Origin of the sequence: Streptomyces sp. NPDC007905 (genome assembly GCF_042959345.1) — a bacterium.
Taxonomy (GTDB): domain Bacteria; phylum Actinomycetota; class Actinomycetes; order Streptomycetales; family Streptomycetaceae; genus Streptomyces.
Window position 1 is genome coordinate 92862 of sequence record NZ_JBIBKS010000020.1, and the last position, 15627, is coordinate 108488.

Sequence of the window (15627 nt, forward strand, 5' to 3'; positions counted from 1 at the left end):
GTAGGCGGGGAGGAAGGAAGAGCGGTGACCGAGGGGACCGGCATCCACGCCGGGGACCTGCCGGACGACCTGACCGCGGCCGAGGCGGGCATGTGGCAGGCCTTCCGCAACGGCAGCGTGTACGACCTGAGCAGCGGGGACGTCGTCGTGGACGATCCGCACGGCGGGCATCCCTGGGGGCCCGAGCGGAGCGTCCGGGCGCGCATCGTCTGCTGGCTACTGCTGGACGGGCCCCCCGCGCTCGCGGGCCGGGTGCCCTCGCTGAAGCTGGTCGGCCTGCGGGTCACCGGCACGCTGGACCTGGCGGGCGGCACGGTCACGCCGTACGTGGAGATGCGCGGCTGCCGCTTCGACGACCAGATCCTGCTGCCCGAGGCCCGGTTCACCACCGTGCGCCTGGTGGACTGCGCGGTGCCGCGCCTGGAGGCGGCCCGGGTGCACACCGAGGGCGATCTGCACCTGCCCCGCTGCCGCTTCCAGAACGGAGTCCGGCTGACCGACGCCCAGATCGGCACGGACCTGCTGCTCAACCAGGCGATCGTCTACCGGGACCGCAGCGGCCGCTCGATCGCCGCGGACGGCATGACGGTGGGCCAGGACCTGCAGGCGGAGCTGCTGGAGTCGCACGGCGAGCTGAGCCTGCGCAGCGCCAAGGTCGGTGTCTCGCTGAGCCTGCGGGGAGCGAAACTGGCCAACCCGTACGCGCGCCTCGCCCTGAACGCACCCCAGCTGACGGTGGAACGCACCCTGTACCTGACCCCGGCCGGCGTGGGCAACCCGCTGCTGAGTGGCACGACCCCCGCGCGCGGGACGCGGATCCAGCGGTTCGAGTGCCAGGGCGGGGTGCGGCTGGACGACGGGCGCTTCGGCGACGCCGTCGACCTGGAGCGGGCCCGGTTCGACCTCACGGACGACCAGGTGCTGTCGCTGCGCCGGGTGCAGACGCCCGAGCTGCGCTTCCTCGGGGACGCCCCGCAGCGCGGCCAGGTGCTGCTCTCCGGGGCACGGGTCGTCAACCTGGTGGACCGCGCGGGCAGTTGGCCGGGCCCGGGCAGTCTGCACATGGGCGGCTTCACGTACGAGAACCTGGTCCCGCGGGGCCCGTTCCCGCTGAGCCGTCGGCTCGACTGGGTGGCGGCGGCCACCGCCGAGTACAACCCGGAGCCGTACGAGCGGCTGGCCGCGGTGCTGCGGGCGGCCGGGGAGGACGAGGACGCCCGCGAGGTGCTGCTCGCCAAGCAGCGCCGGCGCCGCGAGACGCTGCCCCTGGCCGCCAAGTTCTGGGGGTACGCCCAGGACTTGACGGTGGCCTACGGCTACCGGCCCGGCCGCGCCGCGGTATGGATGGCGGTGCTGTGGGCGGCGGGCACGCTGGCCTTCTCGCACGCCGACCATCCGCCGATGAACTCCAGCGGCCATCCGTCCTGGAGCCCCGCCCTGTTCACGCTGGACCTCCTGCTGCCGGTGATCGATCTCGGCCAGGTCGGCCAGTGGCAGCTGCGCGGCGGCTGGCAGTGGCTGGCAGCGGCGATGATCATGCTGGGCTGGATCCTGGCGACGACGGTGGCGGCCGGGGCGTCCCGGCTGCTGCGGCGGGGCTGAGGCCCGATTCGCTGACAGGTACGCCACAATAGTTGAACAATCACCTTTTACCTGTCCTTGACCGTCGGGCATACAACCTTCCACGACTTGCCCCGACCCTCTGGCGCTGCCTCGACCTGCGGACTTTCAATGGTCGACACCATGGCTCTGCTGCCCGCGTTTTTCCGCCCCGCTCGGATGACACGACGACGTGCCTCGCGCCCCGCCGCCCCACCACCGGCAGGAGACGAGGCCGTCCTCGACGCGCCCGACGAACGTCTCTCCCCCGCCCTGGTCGCGGCCGGCCGGGGCGAGTACGGCGCCGCCGCCGCCCTGCTCGCCGCCACCCGCGCGGCGGCCGCATGGGAGGACCGCGACCGGTACACCAAGCGGCTCGCGGCCTTCGCACGTGCGCGCCCCGAGTGGTTCGAGGAGTGGCGCGCGGCCGACCCGGACGACCCCGACGCGGCTCTCGTCAGGGCCCAGCTCGCGGTGGACCGCGCCTGGCCGTCGCCGGCCCGCGCCGAGCTGCTGCGCGAGGTGAGCCCGCTGATCACGGCCGCCGCCCGCGCCGAGGACCGCGACCCGGTGCCCTGGCGGATCGCGCTGGACCACGCGCGTGGCTCCCGCGCCGGGCACCGCTACTTCGAGGAGCTGTGGGAGGCGGCGGTCCGGCGGGCCCCGCACCATTACGGCTGCCATGTGGCCGCCCTGCGCTACCTGGGCACCTTCTGGCACGGCTCGCACCGCGAGTGCTTCGACTTCGCCGACCTGGCCGCGCAGGACGCCCCTGCCGACTCCCTCGTCCAGGCGCTGCCGGCCCGCGCGGCCTTCTCCTACCTCACCGACGGCTGCGGCCCCCGGGTGCCGCGCGAGCGGCTGGAGGCGGCGGCCGACCGGGCGGTCGCGCTCTCCGGCCGCTTCCCGGCGGCCGCCCCCTGGCCCGCCGAGGTCCGCAACAAGCTGGTCTACGTCCTCGTACGGCTGGAACGCTGGGAGGAGGCCCGCGGCCAGCTGCGCCTGATCGGCCCGTACGCCACCTCGTTCCCCTGGGACCGGTTCTCCGACGACCCGCTGGGCCACTTCCTGCGGCTGCGCGAGGCACTCCTGACGGCCGCTCCGCACGGCGCCCTGAGCGAGCTGGCAGCGGTGTCCCCGCGACCGCGGAACGAGCACCGCGGTCGAGCCCCCGTCCCGGACCACTAGGCTGGGGCGCCGTGACCACCGCCCGTCTGCCCCTCTTCCCGCTGAACTCGGCACTGTTCCCCGGGCTCGTGCTGCCCCTGAGCATCTTCGAGGAGCGTTATCGCGCCATGATGCGCGAGCTGCTGAAGACCCCCGAGGACGAACCGCGCCGGTTCGCCGTCGTGGCGATCCGCGACGGCCACGAGGTGGCTCCGAGCGCCCCGGGCATGCCGGATCCGACCGCGGAGCCCGAGCGTGGCCCGGCCGCGGGCTTCGGCCCCGACCCGCTGAAGTCCTTCCACGGCGTGGGGTGCGTGGCGGACGCGGCGACCATCCGCGAGCGCGCCGACGGCACCTTCGAGGTGCTGGCGACGGGGACGACCCGGGTACGGCTGCTGTCCGTGGACGCCTCGGGCCCGTTCCTGACGGCGGAGCTGGAGGAGCTGCCGGAGGACCCCGGCGACGAGGCGGGCGCGCTGGCCGAGGGCGTGCTGCGTGCCTTCCGCCAGTACCAGAAGCGCCTGGCAGGCGCACGCGAGCGCTCGCTCTCGACGGGCGCGGACCTCCCGGACGACCCCTCGGTGGTGTCCTACCTGGTGGCGGCGGCGATGGTCCTGGACACACCGACGAAGCAACGGCTGCTGCAGGCGCCGGACACCGCCTCACGGCTCCGGGACGAGCTGAAACTCCTTCGTGCGGAGACGTCCATCATCCGCAGTCTGCCGTCGTTGCCCGCGTTCGAGCTGACGCGGACGCCGACCAGCCTGAACTGAGCGAAACCAGCCGGAACCGAGCGAACCGAGGCCGACACCCCCGATGGCGAAGAAGTCCAAGAAGCAGCAGTCCGGCGGCACGCCCGCGACGGTGGCCCTGACCGCGGCGGGCGTGGAGTACACGGTGCACTCCTACGACCACGATCCCTCCCACCCCTCCTACGGCGAGGAGGCGGCGGAGGCGATGGGCGTCTCCCCCGACCGCGTCTTCAAGACGCTGGTGGCGGACGTGGACGGCACCCTGACGGTGGCGGTGGTCCCGGTGTCCGGCACGCTGGACCTCAAGGCCCTCGCCGCGGCGGCGGGCGGCAAGCGGGCCACCATGGCCGATCCCGCCCTCGCGGAACGCACCACCGGCTACGTCCGCGGCGGCATCTCCCCGCTGGGCCAGCGCAAGAGGCTCACCACGGTCCTGGACGACTCGGCCGAGTCCCACGAGACGATCTGCGTCTCGGCGGGGCGCAGGGGGCTGGAGGTCGAACTGGCGCCGGGCGATCTGGCGAAACTGACGTCAGCGGTACTGGCTCCGATCGGCCGGGGCTGACAGCCGCCTCAGAGACCCAGCCCCCGGATGCACCAGCCGGCACACAGCGGCTCAGAATCACGGCACAGAGCCCCCGGATGCACCAGCCGGCACACAGCGGCTCAGAATCACGGCACAGAGCCCCCGGATGCACCAGCCGGCACACAGCGGCTCAGGGTCACCGGGCAGCGCCCCGGGTGCGTCAGCCGACGGGGGCCCGAGCCCCAGCCGCATCAGCCGACACACCGCCGCTCAGTGATCACCGGGCCGAGCCCCAGCCGGATCAACCGGCATACCGCCGCTCAGGATCACCAGCCCCAGCCATCAGTCGGCATACCGCCGCTCGGCATCGCCAGGCCCAGCCCCAGCCGCATCAGCCGGCGTACGGTGGCTCGGGGTCGCGGGGGCCGAACAGGGCCGTGAGGCCCAGGTGCACCAGCAGCCCGGCCAGCGGCCAGGCCAGCAGCGCGCCCTTCGCGCTCAACTTCAGCGGCGCCGAGAAGGTGACACCCTTCCCCACCGCCTTCGCGTGAGCGATCACGTCGGAGGGAGGTCCCAGCCACACCCCCAGCCGCCACGCCAGCACGGACGCGAGCAGCCCGCCCAGGCCGAGTGCGACGACCAGCGGGACGCCCCCGCGCCGCCGCAGCAGGAACACGACGGCCGCACTGACCACGCCGAAGGCCAGCCCCAGCAGCGTGAACGTTCCGTCCACCCCGACGGCCTGCTCCCCCTCGGTGTCCTTCAGATAGACGACCCAGCTCTTGTCGACCTGGTCAGCGACCAGCGGCACATGAGGCGCCAGCCACCACCACAGCAGCCCGAACAGCACCCCGCCCAGCAGCGCCACCGCCAGTGTGATCACGGCGGCATCTCGCACTTCGGTCTTCATCCCAGGGCCGTCCTGTCCGTACAGGTCCGCGACCGGCGACCCGGCAGGCGGCGGCGCCTGCCAGACCTGGTGCGGGGAGTCGTCGTGCGGCGGCGGAGGCGGAGTCAGCGGTGCGGTCACCCTGACATCGTGCCAGGCCGCGCTGTGCGCCGCGTCACCGGACGGCGGCCCGGCGGTACGCCCAGGTCGCCACGGCCAGCGAGACCACTCCGACACCCGCGCACACTCCCAGGTCAACGAGGACGACGGCCCAGTCGGGGTGTGCCCCGAAGGTCCGGGCGTATGCCTCCACGCCATAGGTCGACGGCAGCAGATCCCGGGCCAGCCGTACGATCTCCGGCATCCGGTCGGCCGGCAGCACACCCAGCAGCAACGCCGCCGACATGCCCAGCTGCCCGAGCAGCGCGGCCAGCTCGGGGCGCGGCGCGAGCAGCCCGCAGGCGGCACCGAGCCCGGACAGCGCGGCTCCGGCGAGCGGGATCACGGCCACCAGGATCCACAGGTTGGACAACGGCAGCCCGAAGAGCGCACACCCGAAGACGGCGGTCACCAGGGTCCCCGGCACCGTGAAGGACGCGTACGCCGCCGCCGCCCCCAGCACCACCGCCGCGGGCGGCACCGGCAGCGTGGCGTAGTGGTCCAGCCCCCCGCTGGCCCGCAACTGCCCGAAGTACTGCGACAGCAGATTGAGCGCCACGTACGCGACGACGAGCACCGAGGATCCCGCCACCACGGACTGGGCCTCGCTGCCGCTGTCCACGACACCGCGCATCATCACGGCGATGCCGACGGACTGGAAGGTCGCCACGAACAGCAGCGGGATGCGCGCCACCCGGGCCCGGGACAGCTGCGCCCGGTAGACGGCCACCAGCGACGGCCACAGCCGCGCGGACGGCCCGAGCTCGGCCGCGCGGCGGGCCGTCTCCGGCACCGCCCGGGCACCGCCCGGCAGAACCTCCGCGGGTACGACACTCACGACGACCTGCTCCTCTTCCCTACGGCGGCTCGGCCACCGTCCCACAGGGACCATACGGATGCGACCACTCGCGTGCTCACGCCTTCACCAGCCCCTGCCGTGCCGCCCCGCCCAGCGCCAGGTACACGTCCTCCAGGCTGGGCGTGGCGAGCGTGAAGTCGTCCAGGGCAGCGAAGGCGGCTCCGCCGGTCACCGTGGCGACGGCCGCCCGGGCCTCCTCGGGGGCGAGCCGGAGCGTCCAGCGCCGCCCGGACTCCACGGCCCGCTCGCGCAGCACGGCGACCTCGGGCACGTCCAGCGGCGGCCGCTCCCGCCACACCAGCTCCACCCGCACCTCGCCGGAGACCTGCTCCTTCAGCCCGGCCGGGGTGTCACAGGCGATGACCCGGCCCTGGTCCAGGACGGCCACCCGGTCGAGGACGGACTCGGCCTCGATGACGTTGTGGGTGACCAGCAGCACGGTCGTACCGCGCTCGGCCCGCCGCCGGTCCACGGCCGCCCACACCGCGCGCCGCGCCACCGGGTCCATGCCGGTGGTCGGCTCGTCCAGCACGAGCAGCGGCCGTTCCCCGACGAGGGCGGCGGCGAAGCAGGCGAGGCGACGCTGTCCGCCGGACAGCTTCTTCAGCGCCCGCCCGGCGATCGGGGTGAGCCCCAGTTCCTCGAGTACGGCGTCCCGCTCGGCCCGCGCCCGCCGTACCTCCAGACCGCGCAGGCGTCCGGTGGTCTCGGCGGCGAGCGCGACGGTCAGCTCGTCCAGGGCGGAGGACTCCTGCCCCAGGTAGGCGAGGAGCCGCGCGGCCCGCTCGGGGTGCCTGACGATGTCGTGGCCGAGGATCTCGACGCTGCCGGTGTCCGGTCGCAGCAGCCCGGTGAGCTGCCGTACGAGGGTGGACTTGCCGGCGCCGTTCGGGCCGAGCAGGCCGAAGATCTCCCCGTGCCGCACGTCCAGTTGCACGCCGTCGGTGGCCCGTACCTCGGGTGTGCCCGGCGCCCCGCGCCGCCCCTTCACGGGCGGGTAGGTCTTGCCGAGCCCGCGCACGCGTACGACCTCGTCATACCGAAGTGCCTGTCCCGTGCGCGTACTCACAAAGGACGAGCCTACGGGGTCCGGGGCCTTTACTCGCCTTTGGGGCGGCTACGAGGATTCAGTCGGCGGCGGGCGCGTGCTGCTCCGTGGCCGCCGGCACATCGATCTCCCGCCAGAACCCCGCCCGAATGGCGTAACGGTCGTGCTCGTCGATCTGGTCGTCCTTGTGGGCGAGCAGTCCGAAGCGGGCGGCGTACCGCAGCAGCTCGCCGTCGATGCGGTGCGGGATGCGCGGGTACATCGTGGACAGCCGCTGCAGATGGCTCTGATCGCCGAGCCGGGACATCCACCGGCGGGCGAAGACCTGTCCCACCTCGTACGGGTCGCCGCCGACCGTGGTGATGTCCTCCTCCCGGTCGGCCCACCGCTGCTCGGCGGTGGTCAGCTGGGCCAGCGTCGGCATCGAGGCGACCTCGGGCGGCTCGGAGACGGCGCCCGGACGGTCGACCCAGCCCTTGTCGGAGGACCACCTGAGGGTGGCGGTCGTCGGATGCTGCACGGCCTGCACCCCCGGTGCGCGCAGCGCGGCGAGGTCCTTCGGGGTGGGTACGCCCTTGGGGGCGGGGACCCGCTCCTGGGCGCCGTTCTCCGAGGCGGCGGCCGGCAGGTGGGCGCCCTCCTCGGGGGGGTGCTCACCTGCCGTGGCGGGTGCGGACTCGGGCAGCGGCGCGGAGAGGATCGCGGCGATCTCGGGCCGGGGCACGGGCGGCGGCGCGCAGACTCCGGTCAGCTCCTTGGCGCGGACCGCCTGGGTGATCCACACCCGGTCCAGTACGCGCCGCTCGTCCGCCTCGGCGACCAGGTCCTCGGACTGGTTGTAGTCCCCGTCGGCGGCCTGTACGGCCCACAGGTGGACGGCGACGCCGTGCTCCTTGGCGGCCATCATGCCGGGCAGCAGGTCGCCGTCGCCGGTGACCAGGACGACGTCGGAGCAGGCGCGGTTGCGGGCCAACTCGGTCAGCTCGGCGTGCATGGCGGCGTCCACGCCCTTCTGCGCCCAGCGTCCGTCGCTGCGGGTGAGAGCGCCGAGGCGGACGGTGACACGGGGCATCACGCGCAGCCGGCGGTGCTCCGGCTGGGGGACCCGGTCGGGGGCGCCGTCGAACCAGTAGATGCGCAGCAGGGGGCGCTCGGTCTCCGTCTCCGCGCGTTCGCGCAGGGCCTGGATCAGCGCGGGGTGGTCGACGGTGATCCGGGACCGGGAGGGCTCACCGGCGAGGAGGCTGGCGGCGGCTCCCAGCAGATATCCGGCGTCCACCAGGACGATGCAGCGGTCCACGCGACTCACCCTCTTCCCGGGAGGTTTTGCTTCGGACTTCCTTCGAGTCTGCCCGACCGCGCAGGGGTTAACGGCCCGAACTCGATCTTCGGCGTGGCGTTTGCGGCTCCGCCACGCCCACCTCCCCTGTCACACACGGTAATTATCCGACATGCGCTTGATGTCAGCGTATGTGAATCTGGTCCCGGCCCTGGCCCCTAGATCCCCCACAGGAGGCAGATCACCATGGCCAAGAACAAGAACCGCAAGCAGGCCGGCCCGCAGAACCGCGCTCCGCAGAACGAGCACGCACAGGAGCGCGCCCAGCGTCCGTCGGCCGAGGAGCACGAGTCCTCGATGGCGCACGTCCCGGGCAGCCCCTCGGATGCTGCTCGTAAGAAGCAGAAGAGCTTCGGCCACAACTAAAGGGCACAGCCCACTGGGCAGTTGAAGCCCATGCATGCAGGAGGGGCGCACCCTTGCCGGGTGCGCCCCTTCCCGCGTCATCCGCTCAGCCCGCCAGGCAGGACGGGCCGAGCAGCACCTTCAGGTCGCCGAACAGCGCCGGATCCGGCTTGACCCGGTGCCGGTCCAGACGCAGCACGGTGGTCTTGCGCGGGCCCTGGAGCTTGATGCGGACCTCGCTGTCGCCCTTGTGGTGGCTGAGGATCTCGCCGAGGCGGCTGACCATCGGCGGGGTGACCTTGACCGCAGGGATCGTGAGGATCACCGGCGCGTTGGTTCCCGCGTTGGACAGGTCGGGGACCATCAGCTCCATGGCGACGAGTCGCGGCACGTCCTCGCGCTTGTCGAGGCGGCCCTTGACGAACACCACCGCGTCCTCGACCAGTTGGGTCGACACCAGCTGATAGGTGGCCGGGAAGAACATGCACTCGATGGAACCGGCGAGGTCCTCCACGGTGGCGATCGCCCAGGCGTTGCCCTGCTTGGTCATCTTGCGCTGCAGGCCCGAGATGATGCCGCCGATGGTGACCACCGCACCGTCGGCGTGCTCGCCTCCGGTGAGCTGGGCGATGCCCGCGTCCGCCTTGTCGGACAGCACGTGCTCCAGGCCGAAGAGCGGGTGGTCGGAGACGTACAGACCGAGCATCTCCCGCTCCTGGGCGAGCAGATAGGTCTTGTCCCACTCCTCGGTGGCGAACTCCACGTCGAGTCCGAAGCCGGGCTCGCTGCTGGTCTCCTCGCCCATGCCGCCGAAGAGGTCGAACTGCCCCTCGGCCTCCTTGCGCTTGACCGCGACCACGTTGTCGATCATCGGCTCGTACTGGGCCGTGAGCCCCTTGCGGGTGTGGCCCATGGTGTCGAAGGCGCCGGCCTTGATCAGCGACTCCGTGGTGCGCTTGTTGCAGACCACCGCGTCGACCTTGTCGAGGTAGTCCGGGAAGGAGGCGTACTTCCCCTTGGCCTTGCGGCACTTGATGATCGACTCGACGACGTTCGTGCCGACGTTGCGGACGGCGGAGAGGCCGAAGAGGATCACGTCGTCGCCCTGGGCGGCGAAGTTGGACTCGGACTCGTTGACGTTCGGCGGGAGCACCCGGATGCCCATGCGGCGGCACTCGTTGAGGTAGACCGCCGACTTGTCCTTGTCGTCCTTGACGGAGGTAAGCAGCGCGGCCATGTACTCGGCGGGGTAGTTCGCCTTGAGGTACGCGGTCCAGTACGACACCAGGCCGTAGGCGGCCGAGTGGGCCTTGTTGAAGGCGTAGCCGGCGAAGGGGACCAGCACGTCCCACAGGGCCTGGATGGCCTCGTCGCTGTAGCCGTTCTTCTGGGCGCCCGCCTGGAAGATGGTGAAGTTCTTCGCCAGCTCGTCGGGCTTCTTCTTGCCCATCACGCGGCGGAGGATGTCGGCCTCGCCGAGCGAGTAGCCCGCGATGATCTGGGCGGCCTTCTGCACCTGCTCCTGGTAGACGATCAGGCCGTAGGTGACGTCCAGGACCTCCTTGAGCGGCGCCTCCAGCTCGGGGTGGATCGGCGTGATCTCCTGCTGCCCGTTCTTGCGCAGCGCGTAGTTCGTGTGGGAGTTCATGCCCATCGGGCCCGGCCGGTACAGGGCCGACACGGCGGAGATGTCTTCGAAGTTGTCCGGCTTCATCAGCCGGAGCAGGGAGCGCATGGGGCCGCCGTCGAACTGGAAGACGCCGAGGGTGTCGCCGCGCTGGAGCAGCTCGAAGGTCGTGGGGTCGTCGAGCGGGAGGCCCAGGAGGTCGATGTCGACGCCCTTGTTGGCCTTCACCATCTTGACGGCGTCGTCCATGATCGTCAGGTTGCGCAGGCCCAGGAAGTCCATCTTCAGCAGGCCGAGCGACTCGCAGCTCGGATAGTCCCACTGGGTGATGGTCACGCCGTCGGTGTGCCGCACCCAGACCGGGACATGCTCGGTGATGGTCTCGCTGGACATGATCACGCCGGCGGCGTGCACACCCATCTGCCGGACCAGGCCCTCCACGCCGCGCGCGGTGTCGATGACCTTCTTCACGTCCGGCTCGTTCTCGTACATCCCGCGGACCTCGCCGGCCTCGCTGTAGCGGGGGTGGCTGGGGTCGGTGATGCCGGACAGCGGGATGCCCTTGCCGAGGACGTCGGCGGGCATGGCCTTGGTGATGCGGTCGCCCATCGCGTACGGGTAGCCCAGCACGCGCGCGGAGTCCTTGATCGCGTTCTTGGCCTTGATGGTGCCGTAGGTGCCGATCATGGCGACCTTGTCGGCGCCGTACTTCTCCGTCACGTACCGGATCACCTCGACGCGCCTGCGCTCGTCGAAGTCGATGTCGACATCGGGCATCGAGATGCGCTCGGGGTTGAGGAACCGCTCGAAGATCAGGCCGTGCGGGATCGGGTCGAGGTCGGTGATGCCCATGGCGTAGGCGACGATCGAGCCGGCCGCTGAGCCTCGGCCGGGGCCGACCGCGATGCCGTTGTTCTTGGCCCACATGATGAAGTCGGCGACCACGAGGAAGTAGCCGGGGAAGCCCATCGAGATGATGACGTCCATCTCGTAGTCGGCCTGCTTCTGGCGGTCCTCGGGGATGCCGCCGGGGAAGCGGCGCTCCATGCCCCGGCGGACCTCCTCCTTGAACCAGGTGACCTCGGTGTAGCCCTCGGGGATGTCGAACTTGGGCATGAGGTCGCGCTTCTCGAACATGCCGGCGGTGTCCACCATCTCGGCCACGAGGAGCGTGTTGGCGCAGCCCTCCTGCCAGGCGTCCGAGGAGTCGATGGCGTACATCTCGTCCGTGGACTTCAGGTAGTAACCGGTGCCGTCGAACTTGAAGCGGTCCGGGTCGGAGAGGTTCTTGCCGGTCTGGATGCACAGCAGGGCGTCGTGGGCGCCCGCCTCGTGCGCGTACGTGTAGTGCGAGTCGTTGGTGACCAGCGGGGGGATGCCGAGCTTCTTGCCGATCTCCAGCAGGCCGTCACGGACCCGGCGCTCGATCTCGATGCCGTGGTCCATCAGCTCCAGGAAGTACTTGTCCTTGCCGAAGATGTCCTGGTACTCGGCGGCGGCCTTCAGGGCCTCGTCGAAGTGGCCGAGGCGCAGCCGGGTCTGCACCTCGCCCGAGGGGCAGCCGGTGGAGGCGACGATGCCCTCGGACCACTGGGCGATGGTCTCCTTGTCCATCCGGGGCCACTTCTGCAGCCAGCCCTCGGCGTAGGCGTCCGAGGAGAGGCGGAAGAGGTTGTGCAGGCCGGTCCTGTTCACGGCCCACATCGTCTTGTGGGTGTAACCGCCGGAACCGGAGATGTCGTCCCGCTTCTGGTGCGGCTGGCCCCAGAGGATCTTGCGCTTGTTGCGCCGGGACTCGGGGGCGACATACGCCTCGATCCCGATGATGGGGGTGATTCCGGCCTTCTTCGCGGAATGGAAGAAGTCGTACGCCCCGTGCAGGTTGCCGTGGTCGGACATGGCGATGTGCGTCATGCCCATCTCGTTGCAGGCGTTGAACATGTCCTTGAGCCGCGCGGCACCGTCCAGCAGCGAGTACTGGGTGTGGACGTGCAGGTGCGTGAAGGGCGGCTTTGACACGGTTTCGGCCTCCAAAGGAAACGGGTGTCGACGATCTTCCGACCGGCTGCGGACCGACTGCGGACAGTCGGGGGGACAGCGTCGAAGTCTATGCCCCGGCACTGACACCGAGGTGGATGCTTTGGCGCGAAGCACCTCGATGAGGGGTGGCGGTCGGAGACGGGCGGGCGGTTCCCCGCGTACCTTCGTGCGGGAACCGGGCACTCCCGCGTGGCGTCGCCCGTTGAAGACGGCGGAAACGCTGTCGCCCACCTTCATGCACGTTCACGCACCACCCGTCCTGTACCAGGAGGCACCCCGCGATGTCGGTACCCCAGCTCAACGACGAGCAGCGCGGCGAGGAGATCCTCGCCGTCTTCGACACCGCCTTCGGCCGGCTCCTGGCCGCCGACCCGGCCGCGTTCCGGGTGAAGTTCCGGAAGATGGCGGCCTCGGCGTTCGCGTTCTACCGGGGCACGGCGGCCCTCTTCTACCACGACCTCGACGCCGAGAAGCGCGGCGGCCCGTACCTGGACGACCGCACCTCGCGCGTGTGGATCCACGGCGACCTGCACGCGGAGAACTTCGGCACGTACATGGACTCCAACGGCCGCCTGGTCTTCAACGTCAACGACTTCGACGAGGCCTACGTCGGCCCCTTCACCTGGGACCTGAAGCGCTTCTCGGCCTCCATCGCGCTCATCGGGTACGCGAAGGCGCTCAGCGACGAGCAGATCACCGAGCTGGTGACGATCTACGCGGCCGCCTACCGCGAGCGCATCCACGCCCTTGCCACCGGTGCCAAGAGCGACGAGGTGCCGCCGTTCACGCTGGACACCGCGCAGGGTCCGCTGCTGGACGCCCTGCGTGACGCCCGCTCGCTGACCCGCTTCGGGCTGCTGGAGTCGATGACCGAGATCCGCGACTTCGAACGCCGGTTCGCCCCGGGCGGCGGCTCCCTCGAGCTGGACGCGGCGACCCGCTACAAGGTGCTGGCCGCCTTCGACGGCTACCTGGAGACGCTGCCGGACTCCTCGCTGGCCCGCCCCGACTCCTACCGTGTGAAGGACGTCGTGGGCCGCCGGGGCATCGGCATCGGCTCGGCGGGCCTACCGTCGTACAACATCCTCCTGGAGGGCCACAGCGACGCCCTGGAGAACGACGTCGTCATCTACATCAAGCAGGCCCAGACCCCGGCCGTCTCCCGGCACATCACGGACCCGGCGATCGCCGAGTACTTCCAGCACGAGGGCCACCGCACGGTGATCTCCCAGCGCGCCCTGCAGGCGCACGCCGACCCGTGGCTGGGCTGGACCGAGCTGGACGGCGCGGGCCAGCTGGTCGCCGAGGTCTCGCCCTACGCGGTCGACCTGGGCTGGGGCGACATCGACGACCCGGAGGAGATCGCGGCCGTCGTCGCCGACCTGGGCCGGGCCACCGCCACCATGCACGCGGCGGCCGACGACCAGTCCGGCGAGTCCCTGGTGCCGTTCTCCACCGAGCGGGCCATCGACGCGGCGCTCGCGGCCGACGAGGAGGGCTTCGGGCCCCTGCTGGTGGACTTCGCGCACCGCTACGGCGCACGCGCGCGTACCGACCACCAGATCTTCGTCGATCTGTTCCGCAACGGCCGGATTCCGGGGCTGTAACCTTCGCACCCTCACAGGCACCCTTTAAGGGTCCCTACTTTTAAGGGTCCCTTACCCGCGTACGTGACAGACTCTGCTTTCGCTATGGACATATCCGGGACCCACCTCAGAGCCGTGCGCGCGGCGCTGTTCACGGCCGTCGTCGTGACGCTCAGCACCGCGTCGCACGTCCTGCTGTCCAGGGCTCCGCTGCCGGCGGCGACCGTGACCGCGGTCGCCACCGGCGTGTTCCTCACCGCCTACGCGCTGGCGGGCCGCGAGCGCGGCTTCGGTCGGATCGCGGCCCTGCTGATCCCGCTGGAGCTGGCCGCGGACACGGTGTTCACCACCGGCCAGCACGCCTGCTACGGCAGGGCGGGCGGCCCGGTGGCCGGACCGTTGCGCACCTTCGGTTTCGACGTGCTGTGCCAGGGCGGCGCCCTGGGCACCCCGCTCGCCCAGGTGACCGGCGGCCGCGGCCACGCGGGCGGGCTGCTCGCAGACGCCGGCCCGGCCGCGGCCTGGCTGCTGCTCGCCGCGCACGTGTGCGTGGGTCTGCTGGCCGCCGCCTGGCTGCGCCGGGGCGAGCGGGCCCTGGGCCAGCTGCTTCGCGCGGTCACCGCGACCACCTTCCGGCCGCTGTCGCTCGCGGCGGCCGCCCAAGCGGTACGGCTGTCTCCCGTCCGTCGGCTGCCGCGCCCGGCACCCCGGCCGGCGGCCGCCCGCGACCGGCTCCTCGTGCACTCCCTGGGACGGCGTGGACCGCCGTGCTCACCGGCATTCGGCTGAGCACGACCAGTCCCCCACACGTATCTCGCGTACGACATGTGCGCGTCCCACATGGAGATCACCACTATGAGCAAGCGGAACAGCCAGTCGGCGAAGACGGCGGCCCGGGAGCGGCTGCGCCAGGAGCGCGAGCGGCAGGCCAAGCGTGACAAGGCCAGGCGGCAGCTGATCGTGGCCGGCTCGGTCGTGGCCGTGCTGGCCGCGGCCGGCGGCATCGGCTACGCCGTGGTCCAGGCCAACAAGCCCAGCTACTGGGAGGGCCTCAAGGACGCCACGGTCGTCGCCCCGGCCAACACCACGGGCACGAAGGGCACCACCGTCGTCATCGGCAAGGACAGCGCCAAGAAGACCCTCAAGGTCTATGAGGACCCGCGCTGCCCGGTGTGCGCCCAGTTCGAGCAGACCGTCGGCTCGACCGTGAAGAAGGACATCGACGACGGCAAATTCAAGATCCAGTACATCGGTGCCACCTTCATCGACAACCACGACAACGGCGTGGGGTCCAAGAACGCGCTGAGCGCCCTCGGCGCGGCGCTCAACGTCAGCCCCGAGGCGTTCCTCGAGTACAAGACCGCGCTGTACTCCGCGAAGTGGCACCCGGACGAGCAGACCGACAAGTTCAAGGACGACAGCTACCTCATCAAGGCCGCCGACACCGTCCCGGCGCTGAAGAACAACACGAAGTTCCAGGACGCGGTCAAGAAGGGCACCTACGACGCCTGGGCCATGGCCATGTCGAAGACCTTCGACGACAACAAGGACGGCGTGACCGGCACCCCGAGCTTCGTGATGGACGGCAAGAAGCTCACGACCTCTGACCCCAACCAGCCATGGACGGCCGAGGAGTTCAACAAGGTGGTGGATGCGGCTCTCAAGGCCTGACACCAACAGGGAATTCCACC

General features: G+C 71.1%; 13 protein-coding genes. 8 read left to right on the top strand and 5 right to left on the bottom strand.

The annotated features are described in order from the left end of the window. The first annotated feature begins 24 nt into the window (after nt 1-24). The 4 genes from ACFZDC_RS30885 (at nt 25) to ybaK (ending at nt 4083) form a co-directional block, all read left to right on the top strand. Nucleotides 25-1602 carry an oxidoreductase gene (locus tag ACFZDC_RS30885; protein ID WP_391329074.1) on the top strand — a complete coding sequence of 526 codons (1578 nt, stop codon included), beginning with the start codon at nt 25-27 and terminating at the stop codon, nt 1600-1602. Nucleotides 1603-1731: 129 nt separating this feature from the next. Continuing rightward, entirely contained in the window at nt 1732-2787 is a 1056-nt protein-coding gene (locus ACFZDC_RS30890; protein ID WP_391329075.1) for a hypothetical protein, read from the top strand. 11 nt (nt 2788-2798) lie between these two features. Next, nucleotides 2799-3539: an LON peptidase substrate-binding domain-containing protein gene (locus ACFZDC_RS30895; RefSeq protein WP_391329076.1), complete on the top strand. Its 741-nt coding sequence runs from the start codon at nt 2799-2801 to the stop codon at nt 3537-3539. 43 nt (nt 3540-3582) lie between these two features. After that, nucleotides 3583-4083 carry a Cys-tRNA(Pro) deacylase gene (gene ybaK, locus ACFZDC_RS30900; protein ID WP_391329077.1) on the top strand — a complete coding sequence of 167 codons (501 nt, stop codon included), beginning with the start codon at nt 3583-3585 and terminating at the stop codon, nt 4081-4083. A gap of 352 nt (nt 4084-4435) precedes the next feature. On the opposite strand, the gene ACFZDC_RS30905 is transcribed toward ybaK, so the two are convergent. The 4 genes from ACFZDC_RS30905 to ACFZDC_RS30920 all read right to left on the bottom strand — a co-directional run bounded on the left by ACFZDC_RS30905 (nt 4436) and on the right by ACFZDC_RS30920 (nt 8299). Next, nucleotides 4436-5074 carry an AAA family ATPase gene (locus ACFZDC_RS30905; protein WP_391329078.1) on the bottom strand — a complete coding sequence of 213 codons (639 nt, stop codon included), beginning with the start codon at nt 5072-5074 and terminating at the stop codon, nt 4436-4438. A gap of 34 nt (nt 5075-5108) precedes the next feature. After that, complete coding sequence (locus ACFZDC_RS30910) at nt 5109-5930, bottom strand: ABC transporter permease (protein ID WP_391329079.1); 822 nt, start codon at nt 5928-5930, stop codon at nt 5109-5111. A 76-nt stretch (nt 5931-6006) separates the two neighbouring features. Beyond that, entirely contained in the window at nt 6007-7020 is a 1014-nt protein-coding gene (locus tag ACFZDC_RS30915; protein ID WP_391329080.1) for an ATP-binding cassette domain-containing protein, read from the bottom strand. Nucleotides 7021-7078: 58 nt separating this feature from the next. Then, complete coding sequence (locus ACFZDC_RS30920) at nt 7079-8299, bottom strand: NYN domain-containing protein (RefSeq protein WP_391329081.1); 1221 nt, start codon at nt 8297-8299, stop codon at nt 7079-7081. A 225-nt stretch (nt 8300-8524) separates the two neighbouring features. Here ACFZDC_RS30920 and ACFZDC_RS30925 point away from each other — a divergent pair, with 225 nt between their 5' ends. Further along, nucleotides 8525-8704 carry a hypothetical protein gene (locus ACFZDC_RS30925; RefSeq protein WP_391329082.1) on the top strand — a complete coding sequence of 60 codons (180 nt, stop codon included), beginning with the start codon at nt 8525-8527 and terminating at the stop codon, nt 8702-8704. 85 nt (nt 8705-8789) lie between these two features. Here ACFZDC_RS30925 and dnaE read toward each other — a convergent pair whose 3' ends face one another. Continuing rightward, nucleotides 8790-12329, bottom strand: a complete 3540-nt coding sequence (gene dnaE, locus ACFZDC_RS30930; protein WP_391329083.1) for a DNA polymerase III subunit alpha — start codon at nt 12327-12329, stop codon at nt 8790-8792. Nucleotides 12330-12631: 302 nt separating this feature from the next. Here dnaE and ACFZDC_RS30935 point away from each other — a divergent pair, with 302 nt between their 5' ends. The 3 genes from ACFZDC_RS30935 (at nt 12632) to ACFZDC_RS30945 (ending at nt 15607) form a co-directional block, all read left to right on the top strand. After that, nucleotides 12632-13957 (top strand): DUF2252 family protein, encoded by a 1326-nt coding sequence (locus tag ACFZDC_RS30935; RefSeq protein WP_391329084.1) that lies wholly within the window; start codon nt 12632-12634, stop codon nt 13955-13957. An 84-nt stretch (nt 13958-14041) separates the two neighbouring features. Beyond that, a complete protein-coding gene (locus tag ACFZDC_RS30940) occupies nt 14042-14725 on the top strand; it encodes a hypothetical protein (RefSeq protein ID WP_391329085.1) in 684 nt (227 codons plus the stop codon). A gap of 66 nt (nt 14726-14791) precedes the next feature. After that, on the top strand, nt 14792-15607 hold the full coding sequence (locus ACFZDC_RS30945; protein ID WP_391329086.1) for a thioredoxin domain-containing protein: 816 nt from the start codon (nt 14792-14794) through the stop codon (nt 15605-15607). Nucleotides 15608-15627 lie beyond the last annotated feature (20 nt).